Annotated in this window: 22 protein-coding genes; 18 read left to right on the plus strand and 4 right to left on the minus strand. The window is 71.5% G+C overall.

What is annotated here, in order from left to right:
* The first annotated feature begins 45 nt into the window (after positions 1-45).
* The 17 genes from HD596_RS27445 to HD596_RS27525 all read left to right on the plus strand — a co-directional run bounded on the left by HD596_RS27445 (position 46) and on the right by HD596_RS27525 (position 19,006).
* Positions 46-1,074, plus strand: a complete 1,029-nt coding sequence (locus tag HD596_RS27445) for a helix-turn-helix transcriptional regulator (protein ID WP_185072190.1) — start codon at positions 46-48, stop codon at positions 1,072-1,074.
* Between the two features lie 317 nt (positions 1,075-1,391).
* Positions 1,392-2,357 (plus strand): metallophosphoesterase family protein, encoded by a 966-nt coding sequence (locus tag HD596_RS27450; protein WP_185072191.1) that lies wholly within the window; start codon positions 1,392-1,394, stop codon positions 2,355-2,357.
* A 164-nt stretch (positions 2,358-2,521) separates the two neighbouring features.
* On the plus strand, positions 2,522-4,138 hold the full coding sequence (locus tag HD596_RS27455; RefSeq protein WP_185072192.1) for an ABC transporter substrate-binding protein: 1,617 nt from the start codon (positions 2,522-2,524) through the stop codon (positions 4,136-4,138).
* Positions 4,135-5,082: an ABC transporter permease gene (locus tag HD596_RS27460; protein WP_185072193.1), complete on the plus strand. Its 948-nt coding sequence runs from the start codon at positions 4,135-4,137 to the stop codon at positions 5,080-5,082. Before HD596_RS27455 ends, HD596_RS27460 begins: the two co-directional genes overlap by 4 nt.
* A gap of 26 nt (positions 5,083-5,108) precedes the next feature.
* Positions 5,109-5,915 carry an ABC transporter permease gene (locus HD596_RS27465; RefSeq protein ID WP_313044785.1) on the plus strand — a complete coding sequence of 269 codons (807 nt, stop codon included), beginning with the start codon at positions 5,109-5,111 and terminating at the stop codon, positions 5,913-5,915.
* Entirely contained in the window at positions 5,912-7,519 is a 1,608-nt protein-coding gene (locus tag HD596_RS27470; RefSeq protein WP_185072195.1) for a dipeptide ABC transporter ATP-binding protein, read from the plus strand. Before HD596_RS27465 ends, HD596_RS27470 begins: the two co-directional genes overlap by 4 nt.
* Before the next feature lie 32 nt (positions 7,520-7,551).
* Positions 7,552-8,883, plus strand: coding sequence for a lanthionine synthetase LanC family protein (locus tag HD596_RS27475; RefSeq protein ID WP_185072196.1), 1,332 nt, complete (start codon positions 7,552-7,554; stop codon positions 8,881-8,883).
* Positions 8,884-8,951: 68 nt separating this feature from the next.
* Positions 8,952-10,274, plus strand: coding sequence for an NtaA/DmoA family FMN-dependent monooxygenase (locus HD596_RS27480; RefSeq protein WP_185072197.1), 1,323 nt, complete (start codon positions 8,952-8,954; stop codon positions 10,272-10,274).
* Positions 10,271-11,485 (plus strand): LLM class flavin-dependent oxidoreductase, encoded by a 1,215-nt coding sequence (locus HD596_RS27485; protein ID WP_185072198.1) that lies wholly within the window; start codon positions 10,271-10,273, stop codon positions 11,483-11,485. The genes HD596_RS27480 and HD596_RS27485 overlap by 4 nt, the downstream gene beginning before the upstream one ends.
* Complete coding sequence (locus tag HD596_RS27490; RefSeq protein WP_185072199.1) at positions 11,482-12,516, plus strand: LLM class flavin-dependent oxidoreductase; 1,035 nt, start codon at positions 11,482-11,484, stop codon at positions 12,514-12,516. The genes HD596_RS27485 and HD596_RS27490 overlap by 4 nt, the downstream gene beginning before the upstream one ends.
* Entirely contained in the window at positions 12,513-13,622 is a 1,110-nt protein-coding gene (locus tag HD596_RS27495) for an LLM class flavin-dependent oxidoreductase (protein WP_185072200.1), read from the plus strand. The genes HD596_RS27490 and HD596_RS27495 overlap by 4 nt, the downstream gene beginning before the upstream one ends.
* A gap of 173 nt (positions 13,623-13,795) precedes the next feature.
* Positions 13,796-14,806 carry an ABC transporter substrate-binding protein gene (locus tag HD596_RS27500; RefSeq protein ID WP_313044788.1) on the plus strand — a complete coding sequence of 337 codons (1,011 nt, stop codon included), beginning with the start codon at positions 13,796-13,798 and terminating at the stop codon, positions 14,804-14,806.
* Entirely contained in the window at positions 14,803-15,609 is an 807-nt protein-coding gene (locus HD596_RS27505) for an ABC transporter ATP-binding protein (RefSeq protein ID WP_185072201.1), read from the plus strand. The genes HD596_RS27500 and HD596_RS27505 overlap by 4 nt, the downstream gene beginning before the upstream one ends.
* Entirely contained in the window at positions 15,602-16,474 is an 873-nt protein-coding gene (locus HD596_RS27510; RefSeq protein ID WP_185072202.1) for an ABC transporter permease, read from the plus strand. Before HD596_RS27505 ends, HD596_RS27510 begins: the two co-directional genes overlap by 8 nt.
* A complete protein-coding gene (locus tag HD596_RS27515) occupies positions 16,471-17,814 on the plus strand; it encodes an LLM class flavin-dependent oxidoreductase (protein ID WP_246554896.1) in 1,344 nt (447 codons plus the stop codon). Before HD596_RS27510 ends, HD596_RS27515 begins: the two co-directional genes overlap by 4 nt.
* Positions 17,811-18,335: an NADPH-dependent FMN reductase gene (locus HD596_RS27520; RefSeq protein ID WP_185072203.1), complete on the plus strand. Its 525-nt coding sequence runs from the start codon at positions 17,811-17,813 to the stop codon at positions 18,333-18,335. Before HD596_RS27515 ends, HD596_RS27520 begins: the two co-directional genes overlap by 4 nt.
* 134 nt (positions 18,336-18,469) lie before the next feature.
* Complete coding sequence (locus tag HD596_RS27525; RefSeq protein WP_313047592.1) at positions 18,470-19,006, plus strand: flavin reductase family protein; 537 nt, start codon at positions 18,470-18,472, stop codon at positions 19,004-19,006.
* Positions 19,007-19,063: 57 nt separating this feature from the next.
* Here HD596_RS27525 and HD596_RS27530 read toward each other — a convergent pair whose 3' ends face one another.
* Both HD596_RS27530 and HD596_RS27535 read right to left on the minus strand, forming a co-directional pair.
* Positions 19,064-19,543, minus strand: a complete 480-nt coding sequence (locus HD596_RS27530) for an AAA family ATPase (protein ID WP_185072204.1) — start codon at positions 19,541-19,543, stop codon at positions 19,064-19,066.
* A 27-nt stretch (positions 19,544-19,570) separates the two neighbouring features.
* Positions 19,571-20,191, minus strand: a complete 621-nt coding sequence (locus HD596_RS27535) for a TetR/AcrR family transcriptional regulator (RefSeq protein WP_185072205.1) — start codon at positions 20,189-20,191, stop codon at positions 19,571-19,573.
* Between the two features lie 7 nt (positions 20,192-20,198).
* Between HD596_RS27535 and HD596_RS27540 the strand changes: the two genes are divergently transcribed.
* Complete coding sequence (locus tag HD596_RS27540) at positions 20,199-21,023, plus strand: SDR family NAD(P)-dependent oxidoreductase (protein ID WP_446685864.1); 825 nt, start codon at positions 20,199-20,201, stop codon at positions 21,021-21,023.
* 95 nt (positions 21,024-21,118) lie between these two features.
* On the opposite strand, the gene HD596_RS27545 is transcribed toward HD596_RS27540, so the two are convergent.
* Both HD596_RS27545 and HD596_RS27550 read right to left on the minus strand, forming a co-directional pair.
* Positions 21,119-22,021, minus strand: a complete 903-nt coding sequence (locus HD596_RS27545) for a TauD/TfdA dioxygenase family protein (RefSeq protein WP_185072206.1) — start codon at positions 22,019-22,021, stop codon at positions 21,119-21,121.
* A 175-nt stretch (positions 22,022-22,196) separates the two neighbouring features.
* On the minus strand, positions 22,197-23,921 hold the full coding sequence (locus HD596_RS27550; protein ID WP_185072207.1) for a hypothetical protein: 1,725 nt from the start codon (positions 23,919-23,921) through the stop codon (positions 22,197-22,199).
* Positions 23,922-24,089: the final 168 nt, after the last annotated feature.

Genomic DNA, 24,089 nt, shown 5'->3' on the forward strand with positions numbered 1-24,089 from the left:
TAGTTGCCATGGAGTGACCGCTTTCGGTGAGAGGATCGGAGAATCATGGCTGCTACTTCCGCGCGGACGCTCAAACTGCTGTCGATCTTCGGGCTCGGTGCGACCCTGACCGCCGCGGAACTCGCCACCCGGCTCGGAGCGTCGGTGAGAACCGTGCGCCGCGACATCGATACACTCCGGGACCTCGGGTACGAGATCGAGGCCGTCCGCGGCGCGGGTGGCGGATATCGGCTCGGTCGCGCCACCCGCTTGCCGCCGGTCGTCTTCGATGAGGACCAGGCCGTCGCCACGGCCGTCGCGCTCCAGACCGTGCCGACGGTCCTTTCCGGCATCCGCGAGAACGCGGCCCGTGCTCTCGCCACGCTGCACCAGGCGATGCCCGCGCGCAGCCGCCTGCACGCCGAAGCGTTCACCGTCTCCTCAGCTCGCAACTACTGGGAGTTCCCCGCGCCACCGATCGACGCCGAGATCGTCCGCGCCGTTGGCAGCGCGATCAACCGGCAGCACCTCGTTCGGGTGGACTACACCGGTGACGGCGAACCCGCCACGCTCACGCTGGAGCCGCACGACCTCGTGGTCTGGGCCGCGCGCTGGTACCTGGTCGCCTTCGACCCGAACGCGAATCGATGGCGCGCGATGCGCGTGGATCGCTTCACACCGCACATGCCCACACACACCCCCTTCGAGCGACGTGACATCCCGCATGGCGATCCCGTCGCCTTCGTCATGGCCGCACACGACCGCGGAGACGCCGCCGCCGAATGGCAATGCCGCGGCTCAGCCATCCTCGCCCTGCCCGCCTCCACCGTCGCCCGGTTCGCCCCCGGCGGATCAACAGTCGAGTACGACACCGAAACCACGTGCCGACTCACACTCGGCGCATGGTCATGGCCAGGACTGGCAGGACTGCTCCTCACTTTCGACGCCGACATCACAGACCTCGAACCGGCCGAACTCAGGCAGGCCCTGCGCTCCCTGCGCACCCGAATCAGCAGGGGACTCGAACCCGTGGGTGGTCAAAGAGGAGGAGATGGGCCGCTCGTCTCGGATCGTGCTGCAGCACCAGCCAGTTGAGGGTGTTGCGGCCGTGGGCACCCAAGGAGACTCCGGCATCAGCACACGCTTCCAGTAGGCGGGGCATCGTCAAGCCATGGACGGTCCGGCCCGGGCCCGGTCCTCGGTGATCTTGCGGATGACGCCGATCGCCAGCACGGCGACCACCCAGGTGCCGATCAGCCAGGCGGCCCACCAGGCGTTGAACAGCCCCCGAGGCCGGGACAGGTCGTCAGGATGGCCGGGATGACCTCGGCCACGTCCATGTCAGCGAGCCGTTGGCGACTTGTCGACTTGGCGTAATGTCCGAGTTGTCGGGCTGTGCGGAGAATCGGCCCATGCGTAAATCTTCCGCTGCTGTCGCCGCGCTGATGGCGGCCCTGGTCGCCGGCACCGTCACTCCCGCCTCGGCCGATGCCCAGGAGAGCCGCGGCCCGTCTCTCAGCTTCGCCCTGCTGGGCGACACTCCGTACGGCGCCGACCAGCGAGCGGCGTTCCCCGCGCTGGTCGACGCGGTGAACGCCGACCCGGACGTCCGCTTCGTCCTGCACGCCGGTGACGTCAAGGACGGCGGGTCCACCTGTGACGACGCGCGCTTCGCCGACCTGGCCAAGCTGTTCGGCACCTTCGACGACCCGTTCGTGCTGACCCCCGGCGACAACGAGTGGACCGACTGCCACCGCACCGCCGCGGGGGGCTACGTGCCCACAGAGCGGCTCGAGGCGGTCCGCACGTTCTTCTACCCGAAGGCCGGTCACACGCTCGGCCGCAACCCGATGGGCGTGCGGACCCAGGCGTCCGACAGCCGGCACGGCGCCTACAAGGAGAACGTGCTGTTCCGCCGCCAGGGCGTCGTGTTCGCGACCGTGCACGTGGTCGGCAGCGAGAACGACCTGGCGCCGTGGTCCCAACTGCCGGGCGGTGACCGTCCCGACCTGCGACTGGCCGAGTTCACCGCGCGCAAGGCGGCGGCCCTGGACTGGATCGACACCGCTTTCGACACCGCACGGCAGACGAACGCGCCCGGCGTGCTGCTCCTGATGCAGGCCGAGCCGACCGACACTCCGGGGTTCTCCGAGATCCGCGCCCGGATCACCGACCGTGCCAAGGCATACGGCAAGCCCGTGCTGCTCGTGCACGGTGACGAGCACGTGTACGAGGTGGAGACCGGCTACGCGGGCGTCCCCAACCTGACGAGGCTGGAGACCTACGGCGTCACGGCGACCCAGTGGCTGCGCGTCACGGTCGAGCCCCGCTCGCGCGCGGTGTTCTCATGGCGGCCCCAGACGGTGCCCGCCTCCTGAAAGGCCGCCGGCCCGGAGCGCTCGCTCCGGGCCGATGGCGTCCAGCTCCAGCGCGTCGAACAGGTGCGGCGGACGCAGGGTCGGTCCATGTCATGTGGAGAGGGCGTTGACAGGCATTCATGCATTACCTACCGTTTGGCTAGGTAATGCCTCGGCCCCAAGGAATGCGTGTGAAGCGACTCAAGGGCATCGCCCCCTTCGTCCTCGTCGTCTCCCTGACCGCCTGCGGCTCTCAGCAGCCCGCCCAGCAACCCCAGGACACCTCCCTGACCTGGGCCATCGAGACGCAGCCGCTCACCCTGAACCCCCAGCAATGGGGTCAGAACAAGGTCAGGCTGCTCGTGTTCAACCAGTTCGACGCGCTGCTCTCGCGCCAGAAGGACGGCACGTTCCAGCCCTGGCTGGCCAGGTCGTGGAAGGTGTCGGACGACGGTCTGACGTACACGCTGGAACTACGCGATGACGTGACCTTCCACGACGGCACGAAGTTCGACGCGGCGGCCGTCAAGGCGAACCTGGAGCAGTTCCTGGTGCCCGGCTACAACCCCGGCATCGCCTCCATCCAGCTCAAGTCCTTCGCCAGGGCCGAGGTGAAGTCGCCGACCACAGTCGAGATCACGCTGAAGGAGCCGGACGCGCTCTTCCTCGACTTCCTCGCCTCGCCCCTCGCGGGGCAGGTCTCGCCGAAGTCGCTGAAGGCGGCCAAGGACCTCAAGTTCGGCGGGCCCGACCTGGTCGGCACCGGGCCGTTCATCCTGGAGTCGTACGTGCGGGGCCAGGAGATCCGCTACCGGCGCAACCCGGACTACAAGTGGCCGCCCGCCGGGGCCGGGCACCAGGGGCCGGCCTACCTGTCGCGGATCACGTACCGGTTCCTGCCCGAGGCGGCGGTGCGCGTCGGCGCGCTCACCTCGGGGCAGGTGCAGGTCATCGAGGGCGTCCCGGCCACCGACGCCGCCATGATCAAGCAGGATCCCGGTCTGACGTACCAGACCTCGCTCAACTCGGGAACCTCCTTCTCCTACTACTTCAACACCACCCACGCCCCCTTCGACGACCAGCGCGTACGGGAGGCGTTCCGCGAGGCCGTGGACGTGGACGCGGTGCTGAAGGCCGTCTACCAGGGCACCGCCACCAGGGCGTGGAGCATCGTCACCAAGGGCGGGCCGTTCTACGACGCCTCGCTGGAGGGCACCTTCGGCGGGGACACCGCCAAGGCCAACGCCCTGCTCGACGCGGCCGGCTGGAAGCAGCGCGACGCCCAGGGCTACCGGGTCAAGGACGGCAGGCGGCTCACCGTGCGCTCGGTCGCCTCGGCGCCGTTCGTCCGCGACCGCCGCGACATCCTCGCCCAGGCCATCCAGGCGCAGGTCAAGCAGAGCGCCGGGATCGACTTCCAGGTCAAGATCGTGGACCAGGGAACGGCGCAGAAGGCCTACACCGAGGGCGAGTACGAGATCTTCGAGAACTCCCGCGGCGACGCCGACGCGGGCGCCGCGCTCAACCTGATCCTGCCGGGCAAGGGGCCGATCAACCGCACCGGCTTCTCCGACCCCGGCGTGGAGAAGTGGCTGGCCACGGCCGCGGCCTCCGCCTCCCTGGAGGAGCGCAAGGAGCTGTACGCCAAGGTGCAGCAGGCCGTGGTGAAGGACAAGGCGATCGTGTTCCCGGTCTACGTGCCCGCCGACCAGATCGCGGCGCAGAAGAGCGTCCAGGGCCTGGGCTTCGAGGCCGGCTCCGGCACGCCGCGCAGCGCGTACGACGTCCGGATCGGCACATGACCGCACGGCCGGCGGCGGCCTGGGGGAGAGGCGTCGTCAGGCGCCTGCTCGCCGGGCTCGCGGTGCTGTGGGCGGCGGCCAGCGCCTCGTACGTCGCGCTGCTGCTCGCGCCGGGCGACACCATCGACATCCTGGTCGGCGACGGGCCCGACACCCCCGAGATCCGGGCGCGGATCGTCGCCGAATGGGGGCTCGACCGGCCGGAGGTCGTCCAGTACGTGTCCTACCTGTGGCGGCTGCTCCACGGTGACCTCGGCCGCTCGTACCAGCTCCAGCTCGGCGTCGGCGAGATCCTGTCGACCCAGGTGGGCCCGACCCTGCAGCTCACCCTGGCGGCGGCCGCGGTCGGGGTGTCGCTCGCCGGGATGATCGCCGTCGTGACCGCGGGGCGGGGCCGGTGGCTGCGCGGGGCGGCCTCGGCGGCCGAGCTGGTCTCGGTGTCGGTGCCGCCGTTCCTGATCGGGCTGGTGCTGCTGGCGGTGTTCTCGTTCACGCTCGGCTGGTTCCCCGTCTCGGGCGCGTCCGGGCCGCAGGCGCTCGTGCTGCCCGCGCTCGCGCTGGGCCTGCCGATCGCCGGCGTGCTCGGCCAGGTGCTGCGCGGCGGCCTGGAGCGGGCGCTGGAGCAGCCGTTCGCGGTCACGGCCAGGGCCCGCGGGCTGAGCGAGCCGCGGCTGGTGGCCAGGCACGCGCTCCGGCACGCGCTGATCCCCGCCGTGACGCTGGCCGGCTGGTTCACCGGCACGCTGCTCGGCGGGGCCGTCATCACCGAGGTGCTCTTCGGCCGGCCGGGGCTCGGGCAGGTGGCGATGCAGGCCGTCACCGGCCGGGACATGCCGGTGGTGATGGCGGTCGTCCTGCTGTCGGCCATCGTGTACGTGACCATCAGCACCCTCCTCGACCTGGCCTACCGCGCCATCGACCCCCGGATCGGAGGCCGGCCGTGACCTCGTCGCGCTCATTGCTCGCGCCCGTGACCTCGTCGCGCGCGCTGCTCGCGCCTGCGGCGTTCCTCGTGCTGCTGGTGGTGGCGGTGGCCGCCCCCGGGCTGCTGACCGGCGTGGACCCGCTGGCGGCCGACCCGATGAGCGCGCTCGCGCCGCCCGGCGGCGCGCACTGGTTCGGCAGCGACCACCTCGGCCGCGACGTGCTGGCCAGGGTCGTGCACGGAGCCCGCCACTCGCTCAGCATCGGCGTCACCGCGACCGCCCTGGCGGTGGCCGCCGGGGTGCTGCTCGGCCTGGCCGCCGGGCTGTCGCCGAAGTGGCTGGACGAGGCGCTGGCCAGGTCGTTCGACGTCCTGTCCACCCTGCCGGAGCTGCTGCTGGCCCTGCTCGTCATCGCCGTCACCGGCCCCGGCACGGGCAACGTCATCGTCGCCATCGCGGTCGCCCAGGTCCCCAACTACGCCCGCGTCATCCGCGCCCAGACCTTCGTCGTGCGCCACGCCGGATACGTCGAGCAGGCCGTCACGTTCGGCCGCTCCAGGGCCGCGATCACGGCCGGGCACGTGCTGCCGAACGTGCTCGGGCCGATCCCCGTCCTGGCCACCATCGGGCTCGGCCAGGCCGTCATCGCGGCCTCCGGGCTCAGCTTCCTCGGCATGGGCCCGCAGCCCCCGGCCGCCGAATGGGGCGCGATGCTCTCCGAGGCCCGCAACTACCTGCGGGTCGCCTGGTGGGAGGCGCTGTTCCCGGGCGTCGCCATCACGCTGACCGTGGTCAGCCTCACCGTCGTCGGCCGCCGGCTCCAACGCCGCTTCGAGGGGAGAACCCCATGACCACCTATGTCTCCCCTCCGGCGCTCGCCACCCTCGTCACCGTGGAGGACCTGCGCGTGAGCTTCGGCGGGACCGAGGTCGTGCGCGGCGTCTCCTTGTCGCTCGCCCCCGGCGAGTGCGTGGCCGTCGTCGGCGAGTCCGGGTCCGGCAAGAGCGTCACGGCCCGCACGCTGCTCGGCCTGGCCGGGCCGGGCGCCACCGTGCGGGCCGCCGCGTTCAGCGTCGGCGGCCAGGACGCGCTCGGCTTCGGACCGGCGCGGTGGCGCCGGTTGCGCGGCGGGTTCGCCGGGCTGGTGCTGCAGGACGCGCTGGTCTCCCTCGACCCGCTGCGTACCGTGGGGGCCGAGATCGGCGAGGTGCTGGCCGTCCACGACGTCGTCCCGAGGGCCCGGCGCCGCGACAGGACGCTCGAACTCCTCGACGCGGTCGGCGTGCCCGATCCGCCGCTGCGCGTCGGGCAGCACCCGCACCAGCTCTCCGGCGGGCTGCGGCAGCGGGTGCTGATCGCCTCGGCCATCGCGGCCGGGCCGGAGCTGATCATCGCCGACGAGCCGACCACCGCGCTCGACGTCACCGTGCAGGCCCAGATCCTGCGGCTGCTGGCCGAGCGCCGGGCGGCCGGCTGCGCGCTGCTGCTGATCAGCCACGACCTGGCCGTCGTCGCCTCGATCGCCGACCGCATCCTCGTCATGAAGGACGGCCGCGTCGTCGAGGAGGGTCCCACGGGGAGCGTGCTGTCGGCGCCCTCGCACGACTACACCCGCTCGCTGCTGGCCGCCGTCCCGTCGGCCGCCTCCCGGGGCACCCGCCTGTCCGCCGTGCCGCCGGGCTCGCCGCTGCCGCGGCGCACGCCGAACCCGTCGGCGCCGGTGCTCACCGGCACCGGCCTGTCCAGGTCGTACGGGCCGCGCCGGGTCGTCGACGACGTCTCGTTCACCCTGTGCGAGGGCGAGACGCTGGGCGTCGTCGGCGAGTCGGGCTCGGGCAAGACCACCCTGGCCCGCCTGGCCCTCGGCCTGCTCGAACCCGACGCGGGCCGGGTCGCCCTGCACGGCCGCCAGTGGAGCCACGTGCCCGAACGCCGGCGCCGCCCGCTCCGCCGCCGGATCCAGCTCATCTCCCAGAACCCGCTCGACTCCTTCGACCCCCGCCACACCGTCGGCCGCCTGGTCGCCGAGCCGCTCGACCTGCCGAAGGCCGAGCGCCGGGCGCGGGTGCTCGACCTGCTCGAACGCGTCGGCCTGCCGCCCGGCGTCGCCGGCCGCCACCCGCGCGAGCTGTCGGGCGGCCAGCGGCAGCGCGTCGCCATCGCCAGGGCCCTCGGCCCCCGCCCCGACGTGCTGGTCTGCGACGAGCCGGTCTCCGCGCTCGACGTCTCGATCCAGGCCCAGGTGCTCGACCTGCTGGCCGAGATCCAGGCCGAGTACGGTACCGCCATGCTGTTCATCAGCCACGACCTCGGCGTGGTGCACCACGTCAGCGACCGGGTCCTGGTCATGAAGGACGGCCGGGTGGTCGAGGAGGGAGACGTGACGGAGGTGTTCACCCGGCCCCGGCACCCGTACACGCGGGAACTGGTCGCGGCGGTTCCCCGGCTTACCTGAATTTCCTACCAAATGTGTGGGATACTGGACGGGTGAGTCTGGACAGGATCCGCGCATCGAGCGCCCGAGCCGATTCCCCGCTGACCGCCGCCATCCTGGCGGGGCGATGGATCAGATCCGCCGCGGCCGACGACCAGTACGGAAGGCGCTGGCTGGCCAATCCCGATCCGCACGGCGGGTCGGCGGTCACCTCCGAGCCCTGGTCCCTCTACTCGGGGGCGGCGGGCGTCGTGCTGTTCTTCCTCGAACTGGCCGCGGCCACCGGCCACGAGGCGTACCTGGAGGACGCCAGGCAGGGGGCCCGCAGGCTCGCCGCCACCTGGCGCGAGAAGCAGGACGACCTCTCCCTCTACCACGGCCTGACCGGCACGATGGTCGCGCTCATGGAGGCGGGCTGGGTGCTCGGCGAGGGCGCGTTCGAGGCCGAGGCCGCCGCCATCGCCGACGTGATCGTCCGCCGGGGACGGGAGTCCGAGGGCGGCGTCGGGTGGTCGCGGGATCCCGCGCAGCGCGGCGAGGGTGGCGTCATCCTCGGGCTGCTGCGGGCCGCCGCCCACCTCGGCGTGCCCGCGTACGAGGAGGCGGCCGTCGAGGCCGGCCTGCGCATCGCCCGGCTGCCCGTCCCCGGGCACCGGTTCGGCGACTGCGCCGACCTGCCCGTGGACGCCGTCACGCCCGGCTTCCTCGCCGGCACGGCCGGGACCGCGTTCCTGCTGGCCCGCCTGTACGGGGTGACCGGCGACGAGCGCTTCCTGTTCGCCGCGCGCAGCGGCGCGGCCTTCGTCCGCGAGATCAGCGTCGTGTCCGGCGGCTGCGCGGTCGTGCCGCACCACGTGCCGCACGCCAGGGAGCTGCACTACCTGGGCTTCTGCTCCGGCTCGGCGGGCGTGGCCAGGATGTTCTACGAGCTGTACCGGGTGGGGGGCGACCCCGGCGACCTGGAGTGGGTGGAGCGGCTGGCCAAGGGCATCGTCAAGAGCGGCGTGCCGCGCCGCCGTACCGAGGGCTACTGGAACGTGGCCTGCCAGTGCTGCGGGACGGCCGGGCTCATCGAGTTCTTCGTGGGGCTGTGGGCGGCGACGGGGGAGGAGTCCCACCTGGAGTACGCCCGCGGCCTCGCCACCGACCTGATCGGCCGGGCCACCGACCATGACGGGCGCGGCTACCGCTGGTACCAGGCGTACCGGCGGCTGCGGCCGGGCGAGGTGACGGCCGACACCGGCTACATGGTCGGCGCGGCCGGCATCGGCGCCGCCCTCCTCCACCTCGACGCCGCAGGTCAGGCCGACCGCCCGCGCCGCGTCATCCTGCTGCCCGACAACCCGTTCCCCGCGATCCCGTTGCCTGGTTCCGTGCTCCGTTGACAGTGATACCCAATTTTCCTACTGTTTAACTGGGTATTGACCAAGGAGCACGTTATGACTGGTTCCGCATGAAGCAGGTCCACCTGGCCGCGCACTTCCCCGGCGTCAACAACACCACCGTCTGGGCCGACCCCCGCTCCCGCAGCCAGATCGACTTCCAGTCGTTCGTCGACCTGGCCCGCACCGCGGAGCGGGGCAAGTTCGACTTCTTCTTCCTGGCCGAGGGTCTGCGGCTGCGCGAGCTGAAGGGCCGCATCCACGACCTGGACGTGGTCGGCCGCCCCGAGTCGCTCACCGTGCTGGCCGCGCTCGCCGCCGTCACCGAGCGCCTCGGGCTGGCCGCCACCGTCAACGCCACCTTCAACGAGCCGTACGAGCTGGCCAGGCGGCTGGCCACGCTCGACCACCTCAGCGCGGGCCGGGCGGCCTGGAACGTGGTCACCACCTCCGACGCCTTCACCGGCGAGAACTTCCGCCGCGGCGGCTACCTGGACCGTTCCGAGCGCTACACGCGGGCCGAGGAGTTCGTCCGGCTGTCGCGCGAGCTGTGGGACTCCTGGCGGCCCGACGCCGTGCTCGCCGACCAGGAGAGCGGGCGGTTCCTGCGGCCCGGGTCCGTCTCGGCGGTCAGCCACCGGGGGCGCCACTTCACCGTCGAGGGGCGCTTCAACGTCCCGCGCAGCCCGCAGGGCCACCCCGTGATCATCCAGGCGGGGGACTCCGACGAGGGCAGGGAGTTCGCCGCGGCCAACGCCGACGTCATCTTCAGCCGCCACGGCACGCTGGAGGAGGGCCGGGCCTTCTACGCCGACGTCAAACGCCGGCTGGCCGCCTACGGGCGGGAGCCGCACCAGCTCAAGATCATGCCGGCGGCGACGTTCGCGCTCGGCGACACCGACGCCGAGGCGGCCGAGCGCGCCGCCGAGATCCGCCGCCAGCAGGTGGGGCCGCAGACCGCGATCGCCTTCCTTGAGCAGATCTGGGGCCGGGACATGTCCGCCTACGACCCCGAAGGACCGCTGCCCGACGTGGAGCCCGCCGTCGAGCAGGGCGTCTCCCAGGGCCGGGTCCAGGTGGCCGACCGGGTCGCCGTGGCGGCGCGCTGGCGGGCCGTGGCCGAGGAGAAGGAGCTGAGCATCCGCGAGCTGGTGATCCACATGACCGGGCGGCAGTCGTTCGTGGGCTCGCCCGCGACCGTGGCCGCGCAGATCGAGGAGTTCGTGCGCACGGACGCCGCCGACGGGTTCATCCTGGTCCCGCACCTCACGCCGGGCGGGCTGGACGACTTCGTGGCCGAGGTGGTGCCGCTGCTGCAGGAACGCGGCGTGTTCCGTACCGACTACGAGGGCGCCACGCTCCGCGACCACCTCGGGCTGGGGGACGCGGCATGACGCGGGCACCCCTGCACCTGGCCGTCGCGCTCGACGGCGCCGGCTGGCATCCGGCCGCCTGGCGGGACCCGGCCTTCAACGCGCGGGAGCTGTTCACCGCCCGCCACTGGGCCGGGCTCGTCGCCGAGGCCGAGCGCGGGCTGCTCGACTTCGTCACCATCGAGGACGCCCTGGGCCTGCAGACCACGCGCCTCGACGGGCCAGACGACCGCACCGACGAGGTGCGCGGCCGGTTCGACGCGGTGCTGCTCGCGGCGGCGCTCGCGCCGCTCACCACGCGCGTCGGGCTGGTGCCCACGGCCACGACGACGCACACCGAGCCGTTCCACGTGGCCATCGGCATCGCGAGCCTGGACCACGTCAGCCTGGGGCGCGCCGGCTGGCGGGTCCAGGTCTCGGCGCGCGCCTGGGAGGCCGCCCACTTCGGCCGCAGGGAGATCCCGGCGCTCATCCCCAAACGGGACACGGCGGGCCGGTGGGAGCCCGACGAGGAGGCCCGGGGGCTCATCGCGGACCTGTTCGAGGAGGCCGCCGACGCCGTGGAGGTGGCCAGGCGGCTGTGGGACAGCTGGGAGGACGACGCCGAGATCCGCGACGTGGCCACCGGCCGGTTCGTCGACCGGGACAAGCTCCACTACATCGACTTCGCCGGATCCAGGTTCTCCGTCAAGGGGCCGTCGATCACGCCCAGGCCGCCGCAGGGGCAGCCGGTCGTGACCGTGCTCGACCATGGCGGGTCGCCGGTGCCGTACGAGCTGCCCGCCCGCGCCGCCGACGTCGTCCTCGTCACCCCGCACAGCCGTGACCACGCGCGGGACATCGTCGAGCAGGTCAGGAGCCGTCCCAGGGACGGGCACCCGCTCAAGATCCTGGCCGACCTGCTCGTCCACGTCGGCGACGACGCGGCCGAGCGCAGGGCCCGGCTCGACGGGCTCGCCGAGCCGCCCGAATCGGACGCGTACACCTTCGCCGGCACCGCCGCCGAGCTGGCCGACCTGCTGCTGGACTGGCGCGAGGCCGGGATCGAGGGCTACCGGCTGCGGCCCGGCGCCGTGCCGTCCGACCTGGCGGCGATCACCCGTCAGCTGGTCCCCGAGCTGCAGCGGCGCGGCGCCTTCAGGAGCCGGTACGAGGCCGCCACCCTGCGCGGGCACCTCGGCCTGCCGCACGCGATCAACCGTTACGCCTCCCAGAAAGCGGACATTGCGTGAAATTTCTGGCCATCACCTTGATCGTGCATGACGGCCGCAAGTCCACCAACGAGCGATTCCGCGAGGTCGTCGCCAACGCGGTCCTGGCCGAGGAGCTCGGGTTCGACGGGTTCGGCGTGGGGGAGCGGCACGAGCGGCCGTTCATCTCCTCCTCGCCGCCCGTGGTGCTCAGCCACATCGCCGCCCGGACCTCCCACATCCGGCTGTTCACCGCGGTCACCACGCTCAGCCTGCTGGACCCGGTCCGGGCGTACGAGGACTACGCCACCCTCGACCACCTGTCCGGCGGGCGGCTCGAACTGATCATCGGCAAGGGGAACGGCGCCGCCCAGGCCCAGCTCTTCCACGTCACCGCCGAGGACCAGTGGGAGCGCAACCGCGAGTCGTACGAGCTGTTCCGCAGGCTGTGGCGGGAGGACAAGGTCACCTGGGAAGGGCGGTTCAGGCCGTCGCTGACCGAGGCCGAGACCTGGCCGCGCCCGCTCCAGCAGCCGGTGCGCGTCTGGCACGGCAGCGCCACCAGCAAGGAGTCGGTGGACCTGGCCGCGCGCTTCGGCGACCCGCTCTTCTCCGCGAACGTCACCAACCCCATCGAGCCCTACGCCGAGCTGATCGACCACTACCGGGAGCGGTGGGCGCACTACGGTCACGACCCGGCCGAAGCCCTGGTCGGGGCGGGCACCGCGGGCTACTACGCCGCGAAGACCTCGCAGGAGGCCATCGAGACGTACCGGCCGATCTTCGAGGCCCGCCAGGAGACCTTCAAGCGGTACGGGGCGCCGCTCGTCTTCCACTCGCTGGAGGACGCCATCGAGCGCAGCTCCATCCTGGTCGGGAGCCCGCAGCAGATCATCGACAAGGTGCACCGCTACCACGACCGGTTCGGGCACGAGGTCATGCACCTGCACGCGGACGCCGACGGGCTGACGGACGCGCAGCACCGCGCGGCGCTGGAGCTGTTCCAGTCGGACATCGCTCCGGTGCTGCGCAAGGAGATACCCAGCAGGCCGTTCCCCGGAGGTTCCTCATGACGGTCCCCCTGTCCATCCTCGACCTCGCGCCGATCCCCTCCGGCGGGACCGCCCGGGACGCGATCCGCAACACCGTCGACCTGGCGCGGCGGGCCGAGTCCTTCGGCTACCGCCGGTACTGGCTGGCCGAGCACCACTTCGCGGCCGGCGTGGCGAGCTCGGCGCCTGCCGTGCTCATCGGGCTGGTGGCCGCGGCGACCAGCCGGATCCGGGTCGGCTCGGGGGCGGTGCAGCTCGGCCACCAGACGCCGGTGGCGGTGGTGGAGCAGTTCGGCCTCCTGGACGCGGCCCATCCGGGGCGCATCGACCTGGGGCTCGGCCGGTCCGGCCGGCGCCGCGCCGAGGAACGTCCCCCGGCCCCTCCTTCTTCCGAGGCGAGGGTGGTGGACGGGCTGCTCATCCCACCCCCGTTCGACTTCTCCGCGCTGATCAAGGCGGCGCCGCACCTCGCCTTCCAGGCCTCGCTCCTGCAGCAGCCCGGCGCCGAGACGCCGGACTTCGCCGACCAGCTCGACGACGTCCAGGCGTTCCTGGCCGGCACCTACACCTCTCCCGACGGGCAGAGCGCCCACGCGATCCCGGGCGAGGGCGCGGAGGTCGAGCTGTGGATCCTGGGCAGCAGCGGCGGCCAGAGCGCGCAGGTGGCGGGGGAGCGGGGCCTGCCGTTCGCCGCCAACTACCACGTCAGCCCGGCCAGCGTCCTGGAGGCGGTGGAGGCGTACCGGGAGGCGTTCAAGCCGTCCGGCGTCCTGGCGGAGCCGTACGTGATCGTGTCCGCCGACGCCGTCGTGGCGCGGGACGAGGCCACGGCGCGGGAGCTGGCCAAGCCCTACGGCCTGTGGGTACGCAGCATCCGCACCGGGCAGGGCGCGATGCCGTACCCCACGCCGGAGGAGGCCGATGCCCACGTGTGGAGCGAGGAGGACAGGAAGCTGGTGGCCGACCGCCTCGACACCCAGTTCGTCGGCGACCCGGAGGCGGTGGCGGACGGGCTGCGGGTGCTCCAGCGGGTCACCGGGGCCGACGAGCTGCTGATCACCACCATCACGCACGACCATGACGACCGCGTCCGCTCGTATGAGCTGCTCGCGGAGGCCTGGCGGTAATTCATGTATGTCCAGTAGGAAAAGTTGACTTTAGGGGCCGGGGAACGTAGTTTCGTGGGCATGGGCCTTTACCTGACCCGGCGCCCGCACGTGGACTTCGGCCACGTCGCCAGCGCGCAGTGTCGCTGATCACGTACCGCTGAACCCCCTCTCTCCCCCTCAGAGGACACATCGTGATCAAGACCAGACATGCCCTCCTGGCCGCCTTGATGCCCGCCGTCCTGGCGGCCTGCGGCACGGCCCAGGCGAACCCCCAACAAGAGGTGAAGGTGCTGCGCTACCAGGGCAGCGTCGGCAACGTCACCTTCCCCGAGCTGGCCGAGGAGCTCGGCTATCTCGGGGACGTCAAGCTGAAGTGGGTCGGCAACACCACCTCCGGCCCCCAGGACATCCAGTCGGCCGCGACCGGGCAGACCGACTTCGGCGGCGCCTTCAACGGCGCCATCGTCAAGCTCAAGGCCGCCAAGGCGCCGATCAAGGCCGTGATCGGCTACTACGGTTCCGACCAGGCCACCTACAACGGCTACTACGTCAAAGACGACAGCCCGATCAGGTCCGCCCGGGACCTGATCGGCAAGAAGATCGGCGTCAACACCCTCGGCGCCCACCACGAGGCCGTCATCAAGGAGTACCTCAAGCGCGAGGGGCTGACGCCCGAGGAGATCAAGCAGGTCCAGCTCGTGGTGATCCCGCCGGTCAACACCGAGCAGGCCCTGCGCCAGGGGCAGCTCGACGTCGGCACCCTCGGCGGCGTGCTCAGGGACAAGGCGCTGGAGCGCGGCGGCCTGCGCCCCCTGTTCAAGGACGTGGACCTGTTCGGCCCGTTCACCGCCGGGTCCGTCGTGCTCCGCGAGGACTTCATCGCCGCCAACCCCCACACCGTCAAGACGTTCGTGACCGGATTCGCGAAGGCCATCGAGTGGGCGCGCACCCACCCGCGCGAGGACGTCGTCGCCAAGTTCCAGCAGATCATCGCCAAGCGCGGCCGCAACGAGAGCGCCGACGCCGTGCGGTTCTGGAAGAGCACCGGCATCGCCGCCAAGGGCGGCGTCATCGCCGACCAGGAGTTCAAGACCTGGACCGACTGGCTGGAGCACGAGGGCGAGATCAAGCCCGGCCAGGTCAAGGTCTCCGACCTCTACACCAACCAGTACAACCCCTATGCCGGCGGGAGCGGGTCATGACCAAGATCAGCATTCGGAACGTGACCAAGACGTTCCAGGTCAGGGATGCCGACCAGCCCTTCACCGCGCTGTCCGGCATCGACCTCGACGTGCGCGAGGGCGAGTTCCTCACGCTCGTCGGGCCCAGCGGCTGCGGCAAGTCCACCCTGCTCGACCTCATCGCCGGGCTGACCGCGCCGACGTCCGGGGAGATCCTCATCGACGGCGCGCAGGTGACCGGGCCCGGGCTCGACCGGGGCATCGTCTTCCAGCAGTACGCGCTGTTCCCCTGGCGCACGGCGCAGTCCAACGTCGAGTTCGGGCTGGAGGCCAAGGGCGTGCCCAGGAAGGAACGGGCGCGGCAGGCCCGCGAGCACCTCGCGCTCGTGGGACTGGCCGGGTTCGAGGAGCGCTACCCGCACGAGCTGTCCGGCGGCATGCGCCAGCGGGTGGCCATCGCGCGCAGCCTCGCGTTCGACCCCGACGTGCTGCTGATGGACGAGCCGTTCGCCGCCCTGGACGCGCAGACCCGCGAGTCCCTGCAGGAGGAGCTCGTACACGTGTGGGAGCAGACCGGCAAGACCGTCGTCTTCATCACGCACGGCATCGACGAGGCCGTCTACCTGGGACAGCGGGTCGCCGTGATGACCTCCCGGCCGGGCCGGATCAAGGAGGTCATCGACGTGGGCTTCTCCTCGCGGGAGGGGGATCTGCGGGCGGATCCGGCGTTCGGGGAATACCGCCACCGGGTGTGGGGGCTGCTGCGGGAAGAGGTTGCGGCGGCGCAGGTGCAGGAGCGGAAGGTGGCGACGACCCGTGGCTGACCAGAAACTGCTCGCCGGCGACGTTCACCGGCACCACCTCCCGGCCGCCGAGGCCCCTCCGGCTCCGGCATTGGCCTTGAGGGAGCCGGCGCGGCGGCGGTTCGCCGGCGGGCGGCTGCTCAGGCGGGCCGTCACGAACTCCACCGCCATCCTGCTCCTCCTCGCCGCCTGGGAGGTGCTGCCCAGACTCGGCGTCGTCGACCCCGTCTTCGTCCCGCCGCTCTCGGAGAACCTCGTCGCCTGGTACGACCTCCTCGTCGGCGGCCAGCTCCCCGAGCACCTCGAGGCGTCCCTCGCCCGCTCGCTGTCCGGCTTCGGCCTGGCCATCGTGCTGGCGATCCCGCTCGGCCTGCTGATCGGCTGGTACAAGCCGGTCGCCGACTTCCTCACCCCGCTGCTGGAGCTGTTCCGCAACACCTCGGCGGTGGCTCTGCTGCCGGTGTTCACGCTGATCCTGGGCATCGGGGAGACGACGAAGGTCACCTTCGTGCTGTACGCGTGCGCGTGGCCGATCCTGCTCAACACGATCAGCGGCGTGAAGACCGTCGAGCCGCTGCTCATCAAGTCGGCCAGGTCGATGGGCCTCGGCCCGGTCCGCCTGTTCCAGAAGGTGATCCTGCCCGCCGCCGTGCCCACCATCTTCACCGGGGTGCGGCTGGCGGGCGCGTACTCGATCCTCGTCCTGCTCTTCGCCGAGATGGTGGGCGCCAAGGCCGGGCTCGGGTATCTCATCCTCGACACCCAGTCCAGCTTCCGCATCCCCGACATGTACGCGGGAATCATCACGATCTCCGTAGTCGGCCTGCTGTTCAACCTGCTCCTGGTCGGCGTCGAGCGCCGCTTCTCCACCTGGAGGACCACTTGACGAGAAAGCTCCACCTGAACGCCTTCCTCATGGGCGTCGGCCACCACGAGGCGGCCTGGAGACATCCCCAAACCGAACCCGCCCGCCTCACCGACGTCCGCCACTACCAGGAGCTCGCCAGGATCGCCGAACGCGGCAAGCTCGACTCCGTCTTCCTCGCCGACGGCGTGGCCCTGCACGGCAACGTCCGGCACAACGCGCTCGGCGGCCTCGAACCCCTGACCCTGCTGTCGGCCCTGGCCGCCGTCACCGACCACATCGGCCTCATCGCCACCGTGTCGACGACGTACAACGAGCCCTTCCACGTGGCCCGCAAGTTCGCCTCGCTCGACCACATCAGCGGCGGCCGGGCCGGCTGGAACATCGTCACCTCCGCCGGCGAGGCCGAGGCCCGCAACTTCGGCGTCGTCCGTCCCTCCCACGCCGACCGCTACGCCAGGGCCGCCGAGTTCCTGGAGGTCACGCGGAAGCTGTGGGACAGCTGGGAGGACGACGCGATCCTGGGCGACCGCGTCGCCGGCTACTACGCCGACACCGGCAAGATCCACCCGATCGAGCACGCGGGGGAGCACTTCTCGGTCAGCGGCCCCCTGAACACCTCCCGCTCGCCCCAGGGCCACCCGCTCCTGGTCCAGGCCGGGTCCTCGGAGGACGGCAAGGAGTTCGCCGCCCGCTACGCGGAGGCCGTCTTCACCGCCCAGCAGACCCTGACGGAAGGGCAGGAGTTCTACGCCGACCTGAAGCGGCGGCTGGCCGCCTACGGGCGGCGGCACGAGGACGTGCTCATCCTGCCGGGCATCTCGCCGATCATCGGCTCGACCGAGCGCGAGGCGCTGCGGCTGGAGAAGGAACTGGAGGATCTGATCATTCCCGCGTACGGGCTGGCACAGCTCGCCCACATGACCGGCATCGAACTCACCGAGGACGCGCTGGACGGGCCCCTGCCCGACGTACCCGTGGAGACGGAGGGCGCGCAGAGCCGCCGCAAGCTCGTCGTGGACCTGGCCAGGCGGGAGAACCTCACGGTCAGGCAGCTCCTCAACCGCCTGGCGGGCGGCCGGGGCCACCGCGTGGTCGCGGGGACGCCGGAGCAGATCGCCGACCAGCTCCAGGAATGGTTCGTGGCCGGCGCGGCCGACGGGTTCAACATCATGCCGCCGATCCTGCCCGGCGGCCTGAGCGACTTCGTCGACCACGTGGTGCCGGAGCTGCAGATCAGGGGCCTGTTCCGGTACGAGTACGAGGGGCGCACGCTCCGCGAGAACTACGGCCTGCCCAGACCCCCGTCCCGGTACGCCGCCGGGCGCGCTGCTCGGCGCGAAGTGGCGGTGGCGCGATGAGCATCGTGACCCTCGTGGGCAACCCCCGTCCCGGCTCCCGCACGCTCTCGGTGGCCACCTCCGCCACCCAGGCCGTCGGCGACCGCCTGAGTGCCGCCTCGGAGGCGTACGAGGTCGTGGACCTGTCGGACCTCGCGCCCCACCTGCTCTCGCCCGTCAAGCACCCCGACGTGGGCGCGGCCCTGGAACTGGTGACCGGGGCGAGCGTCCTCGTCGTGGCGAGCCCCACCTACAAGGGCACCTACACGGGGCTGCTGAAGTCGTTCCTCGACCGCCTGCCGCCGGACGCGCTGGCGGGCACGGCGGCACTGCCGCTCCTGGTCATGGGGGACCCCAAGCATTCGCTGGCGGTGGAGGTGCACCTGCGCCCGCTGCTGGTGGAACTTGGCGCCTTCGTGCCGACACCGGGGCTGGCGGTGCTGGAGTCGCAGATTCCGGAGCTGGGAGAGGTGGTGGCGGGGTGGGGCGATCGTGTGGCGCCGCAGGTGACCGCTGTACTCAAGGAAGGGGCGCTTTCGTGACGGAGACGGTGGCCGCCCGGGAGGCCCGCCGAGCCAGAGAGGCCCGCCAGGCCCGGGACGCCCGACGCACCGCAGACCCCCGCCCTGTTCCCGGCTCCCGCAATGGGCACGCGTCCGAGGCGCCGGCGGTGCCTGTGGCGCGCCCGGCCCTGGAAGCGCCGTCGAGCGAGGGGGAGCCGGCGACGGGTGCGGTCGACGCCGACGGGTTCCGCCGGGCGCTCGCCGTACACGCCGCCGGTGTCGTCATCATCACCGCCCAGTCCGACGGCATCCCCGTCGGCCTCACGGCCACGTCCTTCTCCTCCGTCAGCCTCGACCCACCCCTGGTCTCGTTCTACGTCGACCAGTCCTCCACCACCTGGCCCCGGCTGCGCGACGCGGACCACTTCGCGGTCAACGTCCTGGCCAGCGACCAGGCCGACCTGGCCGCCAGGTTCGCGCGCAAGGACATCGACCGGTTCGCCGAGCCCACCAGCTGGCGTCCCGGCCCCCTGGGCGCGCCCCTGCTCCAGGACGTCTCCGCCCACCTCATCTGCCTCCCGCACGAGACGGTGGACGTCGGCGACCACATCCTGGTCGTCGGCCTGGTCGCCGAGGCCAGGGTCCACAGCCCCGGCCGGCCCCTCATCTACCACCAGGGCCGCTTCGGCCGCTTCATCGCCCACCCGTAGAGAAACGACCCAGGGCCGCTTTCCCGACCGGCAAGCATGTGGTCCTGCGAGCCCTGGTCACAGCGTCGTTCGCGCCAGTTCCTCAAGCTGCTGGACCACCTCGTCGATCGGCGCGCAAGCGTCGATCTCGACAGTGGAGGTGGCCCTCAGCAACGGCTCCACGTTCGCCAGGTCGCGCAGGATGGCCTCACGCTCCTCGGGGCGCTTGCCGAAGGGGTTGTTGGTCCGCGTCGCGATGCGGGCGAGCATGATCTCAGCGGGAGCGCTGAGCAGGACAACGTGGTCAAATTGAGGATAGAACCGACCCTGATTGGATTTGCAGCCGGCCACGAAGAGGGCGCCCTCACGGTGGTCGGCGAGCAGGTCGCTGATGGCCGGCTCCCGCCATGCCCAATCGGTGGATCCGTCCGGCAGGGTGACCCAGTGGCTCCATTGGTCGGTGTCGGTGTCGACGGCGCGATGGCCTCGGGTCGTCAGCATCTCCATCGCCGTGGACTTGCCGGTGCCCGACATCCCCGTGACCAAGATCTTCGCCATCGGCCGAAACTACCGGACAAGTCGGTATCAGGTGCGCGGCCAGTGCCGGAGGGCCATGTCGGCCACCAGGCGGAGGTCGTCGCGGGTGGCGCCGCCGGCGGCCTGAACGGCGATGCCGTTGGCCACGGCCATGAGGTAGCGGGCGAGCAGGCCGGGATCGGCCTCCGCGGGAAGGTCGCCCTCATCGACGGCCCGCTGGAACCGCTCCCGCAGGAGCGAGATGCCGTTGTCACGCCAGGCCGCCAACGTGTCCCGGGCGCTGAGGCCGGCCTCGCCCGCCGCCAGGGAACCTTGGACACCGAGGCATCCGGCGGGACAGCCGGGAGTGGTGGTGGCCTGGACGGAACCGTTGAGGAACGCTGTGGCCACCTGCCACGCCGTCGGCTGCTCCAGGGCCCGCGGGACGTACGAGGCGGGGCCGTCGGTGTAACGCTGCAGCGCCTTGTGGAACAGGTCTTCTTTGCTGCCGAAGGCGGCGTACATGCTGGTGCGGCTGATGCCCATCGCCTCGGTGAGGTCGGTGAGGCTGGCGCCCTCGTAGCCCTGCTCCCAGAAGACACGCATGGCCTGGTCGAGCGCCTTGTCGGCGTCGAAGCCGCGTGGCCGGCCGATCGGCGCCTTCCCCCGGGTGTTCACGCGATCGATCATACCTCTTTTGTACCGATCGGTGCTGAACTGCTATCGTCCATTTCGGAACCGATCGGTACAGATATCTGTAGAGGTGAAAGCAGTGGGGCAGTTGGAAGGCAAGACCGCCGTCGTCACGGGCGGCGGAACGGGGATCGGTCTGGCCGCCGCCATACGGTTGGCGGCCGAGGGCGCGCACGTGTTCATCACCGGCCGCCGGAAGGAGATCCTTGACGCCGCGGTGGAACGCATAGGCCCGGCGGCGGTGACCGCCGTGCAGGGCGACATCTCGGACCTGGCAGACCTGGACCGGCTCTACGCAGAGGTCCGGGCTCGGGGCCGGGGCCTGGACGTGCTGTTCGCCAACGCCGCCGCCGCGTCGTTCGCGACGCTGGAGCAGGTCACCGAGGAGCACTTCGACGAGATCTTCGGAGTCAACGTCCGGGGCACCTTGTTCACGGTGAAGAAGGCGCTGCCGCTGCTCAACGACGGCGCATCGGTGATCCTGAACAGCTCGGTGCGCGCCGGTGACGGTGTCGCGGCGTTCGGCGCGTACGCGGCCTCCAAAGCGGCGATCCGGTCCTTCGCCCGGACCTGGGCCAACGAGCTCAAGGGCCGGAACATCCGGGTCAACGCGATCTCCCCGGGCACCATCGACACTCCTGGACTCGACGGCGTGGTGGCGACGGGGGACGGGTCCGTCACCAAGTCGGATTTCGCCGCAGCGGTCCCACTCGGCCGGATCGGACGCCCGGACGAGATCGCCAATGTGGTGGCTTTCCTCGCTTCCGACCAGGGCAGCTTCTTCCTCGGCGCCAACTTGGTCGTTGACGGAGGCGAAATGCACATCTAACGGGTGTCGTCGTACGACTTGGCCTTGGACGGCCCGGACGTGCGTATGGCCCTGACCGCGTCATTGAGGTCAGGGCCATACACATGGAGCAGGGGTCAGGCGGCGATCGGGGAGTAGGCGGCCGCGTCGCCCTTCAGCACGACACTGGGCCGCCCGTCCACGCCCACCGGCACGTCACCGGCGATCGTGACCCGGTGCAGCCGCCTCGGGCGGCCGCCGAAGTCGTGCACCACCCGGTGCTGCGTCGCCCGGTTGTCCCAGATGGCGACGTCGCCGGGCGCCCAGCGCCAGCGCACGGTGTTCTCGACCTCGGTGACGTGCTCCTGGATCAGCCGGATGAGCGAGGCGGACGTGTGCGCCGACAGCCCCACCAGGCGCTTGGCGAAGTCCCCGAGCAGGATCGAGCGCTCGCCGGTCTCCGGGTGCACCCGCACCACGGGGTGCTCGGTCTCGAACACCGTGGAGGCGAACACCTCGGCGCGCTCCCGCGCCCGCTCGGGATCGTCGGAGGCGGCGATGCGGACGTAGTCGTGCTGGTTGGTGTGTACGGCCCGCAGCCGGTCGAGCAGGTCCCGCAGCTCGGCGGGCAGGTGCTCGTACGCGGACACGGTGTTGGTCCACAGCGTGTCGCCGCCGGCGGCCGGAACGGTGACGGCCCGCAGCACCGACGCCAGCGGCGGCCGGTCCACGAACGTCACATCCGTGTGCCAGCGGTCCACCTTCTGGCCGTCGCTGTAGTCGAGGTCGAGGACGTGGTCGTTCCCGTCGAGCGAGGGGACGGTCGGGTGGGCGGCGGTCGGTTCGCCGAGGAGGCGGGCGAAGGCCACCTGGCTCCGCTCGTCGAGGTGGTCCTGCCCGCGGAAGAAGACCACCTTGTGGCCGAGCAGCGCCAGGCGGATCTCCGCGACGACGTCGGCGGGCAGGTCGCCGCCGAGCCGGACGCCGGAGATCTCCGCGCCTATCCGGCCGGCGACAGGGGCGATGGACAAGGATGACATGGGATTTTTCCTTCCATTAGAGGGTTTGCCTGCGGTCGGAAGGAAGGACAGAGCGCGCTGGCCACGCGGCAGAAGTCCACGTGACCCCGGATGGTCAGAGCCGTCGTCGTCACGCCATCAAACGTAGATCGCCCCACCGTTAAAGTCAATTGAATTGGTAGGTAATTAGGGTTTTTCAGGTGCAGGTGACCGAGTACGTCATCGGGCCGGAGGCGACGACGTTGGGCAGCCTGGTCTCCATGTATCCGGTGACGGTCCTGCCCGTGGACTCGTCCACCGTGAACTCGCGCTCGATGACCTTGGTCAGCGGATCGCCCGGCGGGAAGGCAGCGCTGTCGAGCCAGGCGGCCAGAGTCTCGTCGAAGAACCACTGCGCGTACACCGTCTGCTCCATCGGCCCCGACACCGTCACCCTGGCCCGCGCCTTCAGGGTGACCGGGCACTCGCCCCGGTAGTTCGCCGGGGTGACGGAGGCTTCGGTGACCGAGACCACGCGCGGGTAGGAGCCCGCGGGCGGCTTGCCGCAGTCGACCTCGTAGCCGACCGCCTCGCCGCGCGTGACCCTGTCGTTCGCCGTCACCTCCAGCCAGATCTTGCCGGTCTTGCTGATCCACTCGTCCCAGACCCGTTGCGGACGGAGCGTGGCGGCCTGGGTGAAGGTGTGGGTGAACGGCGCGGTGTAGCTGCCGTCCGCCCAGCGCCACCGGTAGCTGATCGTGAGCGGCAGCGTCGCGGAGGGCGCCGGGGTGACCTGCGAGATGATCGTGTACTGCCTGGACGTTCCCGGGCAGGGCTGCGGGTTCCGGCTTTCGACGACCTGGGTTCCGGTGATCGTGACCGCGTCGCCGTCCCGGCAGGCGATCGTGAAGGCGGCCGGCCGCGTGGCGGTCGCGTTCGGGGTGAGCACGCGCAAGTACGCCGAACCGCCGCCCACCTTCGAAGGGTCCGTCACCGTCCAGGTGTTCTCCAGCACCGTGGTCAGGTCTCCTCCGAGCACGACCTCGCCGGGGACCGTCGTGCCGTCGCCGCGTACCCACTGATAGGTGACCTTGGCCGGCCTGGTGACCGCGAGATCGACGCGGAACACGAACGCGACCGGCCGTCCGCACGGCCCCTCGTACCGCGCGGGCGTCACCCGCGGGTTGGCGGCGGCAGCGACCGGGCCCGGCTCGGGCGGGTCGGTGCAGGTCACGCGGTAGGTGACCTGGGCGGAGTCCGTCACGCGGCCCCTGGCGTCCAGGACCTCCAGCCGGCGGTGGCCGGAATGACCGGTCAGGAACGTACGGCGGGAGCTGACCGCCGTGCTTCGCGCGGTGAGCCACAGCCGCTCGACCGGCTCGGCGCCGCCGTCACTGTCCACCCACCGGTACGCCACCGCGGCAGGCGTCCTCGACACCGTGATCCGCCCGTCGAACGTCACCGTCCGGCCGGGCGGACGGCACTCTCCCCGGTACGGCGCGGGCGTGGCCAGGGTGACCCCGACGCGCGCTCTGTCCTCGGAAACGTCCTCCAACCGGAGGGGGTCACACGACACCGTGAAGCGGCTCTTGGCCGAGGTCGCCTTCCGGGGGCTGAGCACCTGCAGCGCCTGCCATCCCGACGTGCTCGCCGCGAACATCTGCCGATCCCGTACGACCACCGCCCCGCCCTTGACCTGCGCGGTGCGGATCGGCCCCTTGGTGCCGTCGCCGCGCAGCCAGCGGTAGCTGATCCTTTTCGCGCCCCGCACCGCGACCTTGGCCGCGAACGCCGTGGTGGCCGGACACGAGCCCGCGTATCGGGCGGGTGCGGCCGTCACCCTGCCCACTTTCACCGATGCGGCCGCGGCCTGCGCCGGCGCGGCGGCCAGGCCGCCGGCCAGCACCAGAGCGGCGGCCAGCGCCGTCCATGCTCTACGCACCTCGATCTCCTCAATCTCCTCAAGATCGGACTGATCCCGGGAGTTTCGCGGGAGAGGGTTGCGCGGGACTTGGGCGAAAACCTGCGGCCGGACCGGGCGGCCCAAGTCCGCCTCAAGTCAGGCGTGGTGGCCGCGCAGCCGATCGAGCGTCGGGCACCTCCCGGTAGC

The sequence above is a fragment of the Nonomuraea jabiensis genome (genome assembly GCF_014204795.1).
In the GTDB taxonomy this organism is placed as follows: domain Bacteria; phylum Actinomycetota; class Actinomycetes; order Streptosporangiales; family Streptosporangiaceae; genus Nonomuraea; species Nonomuraea jabiensis.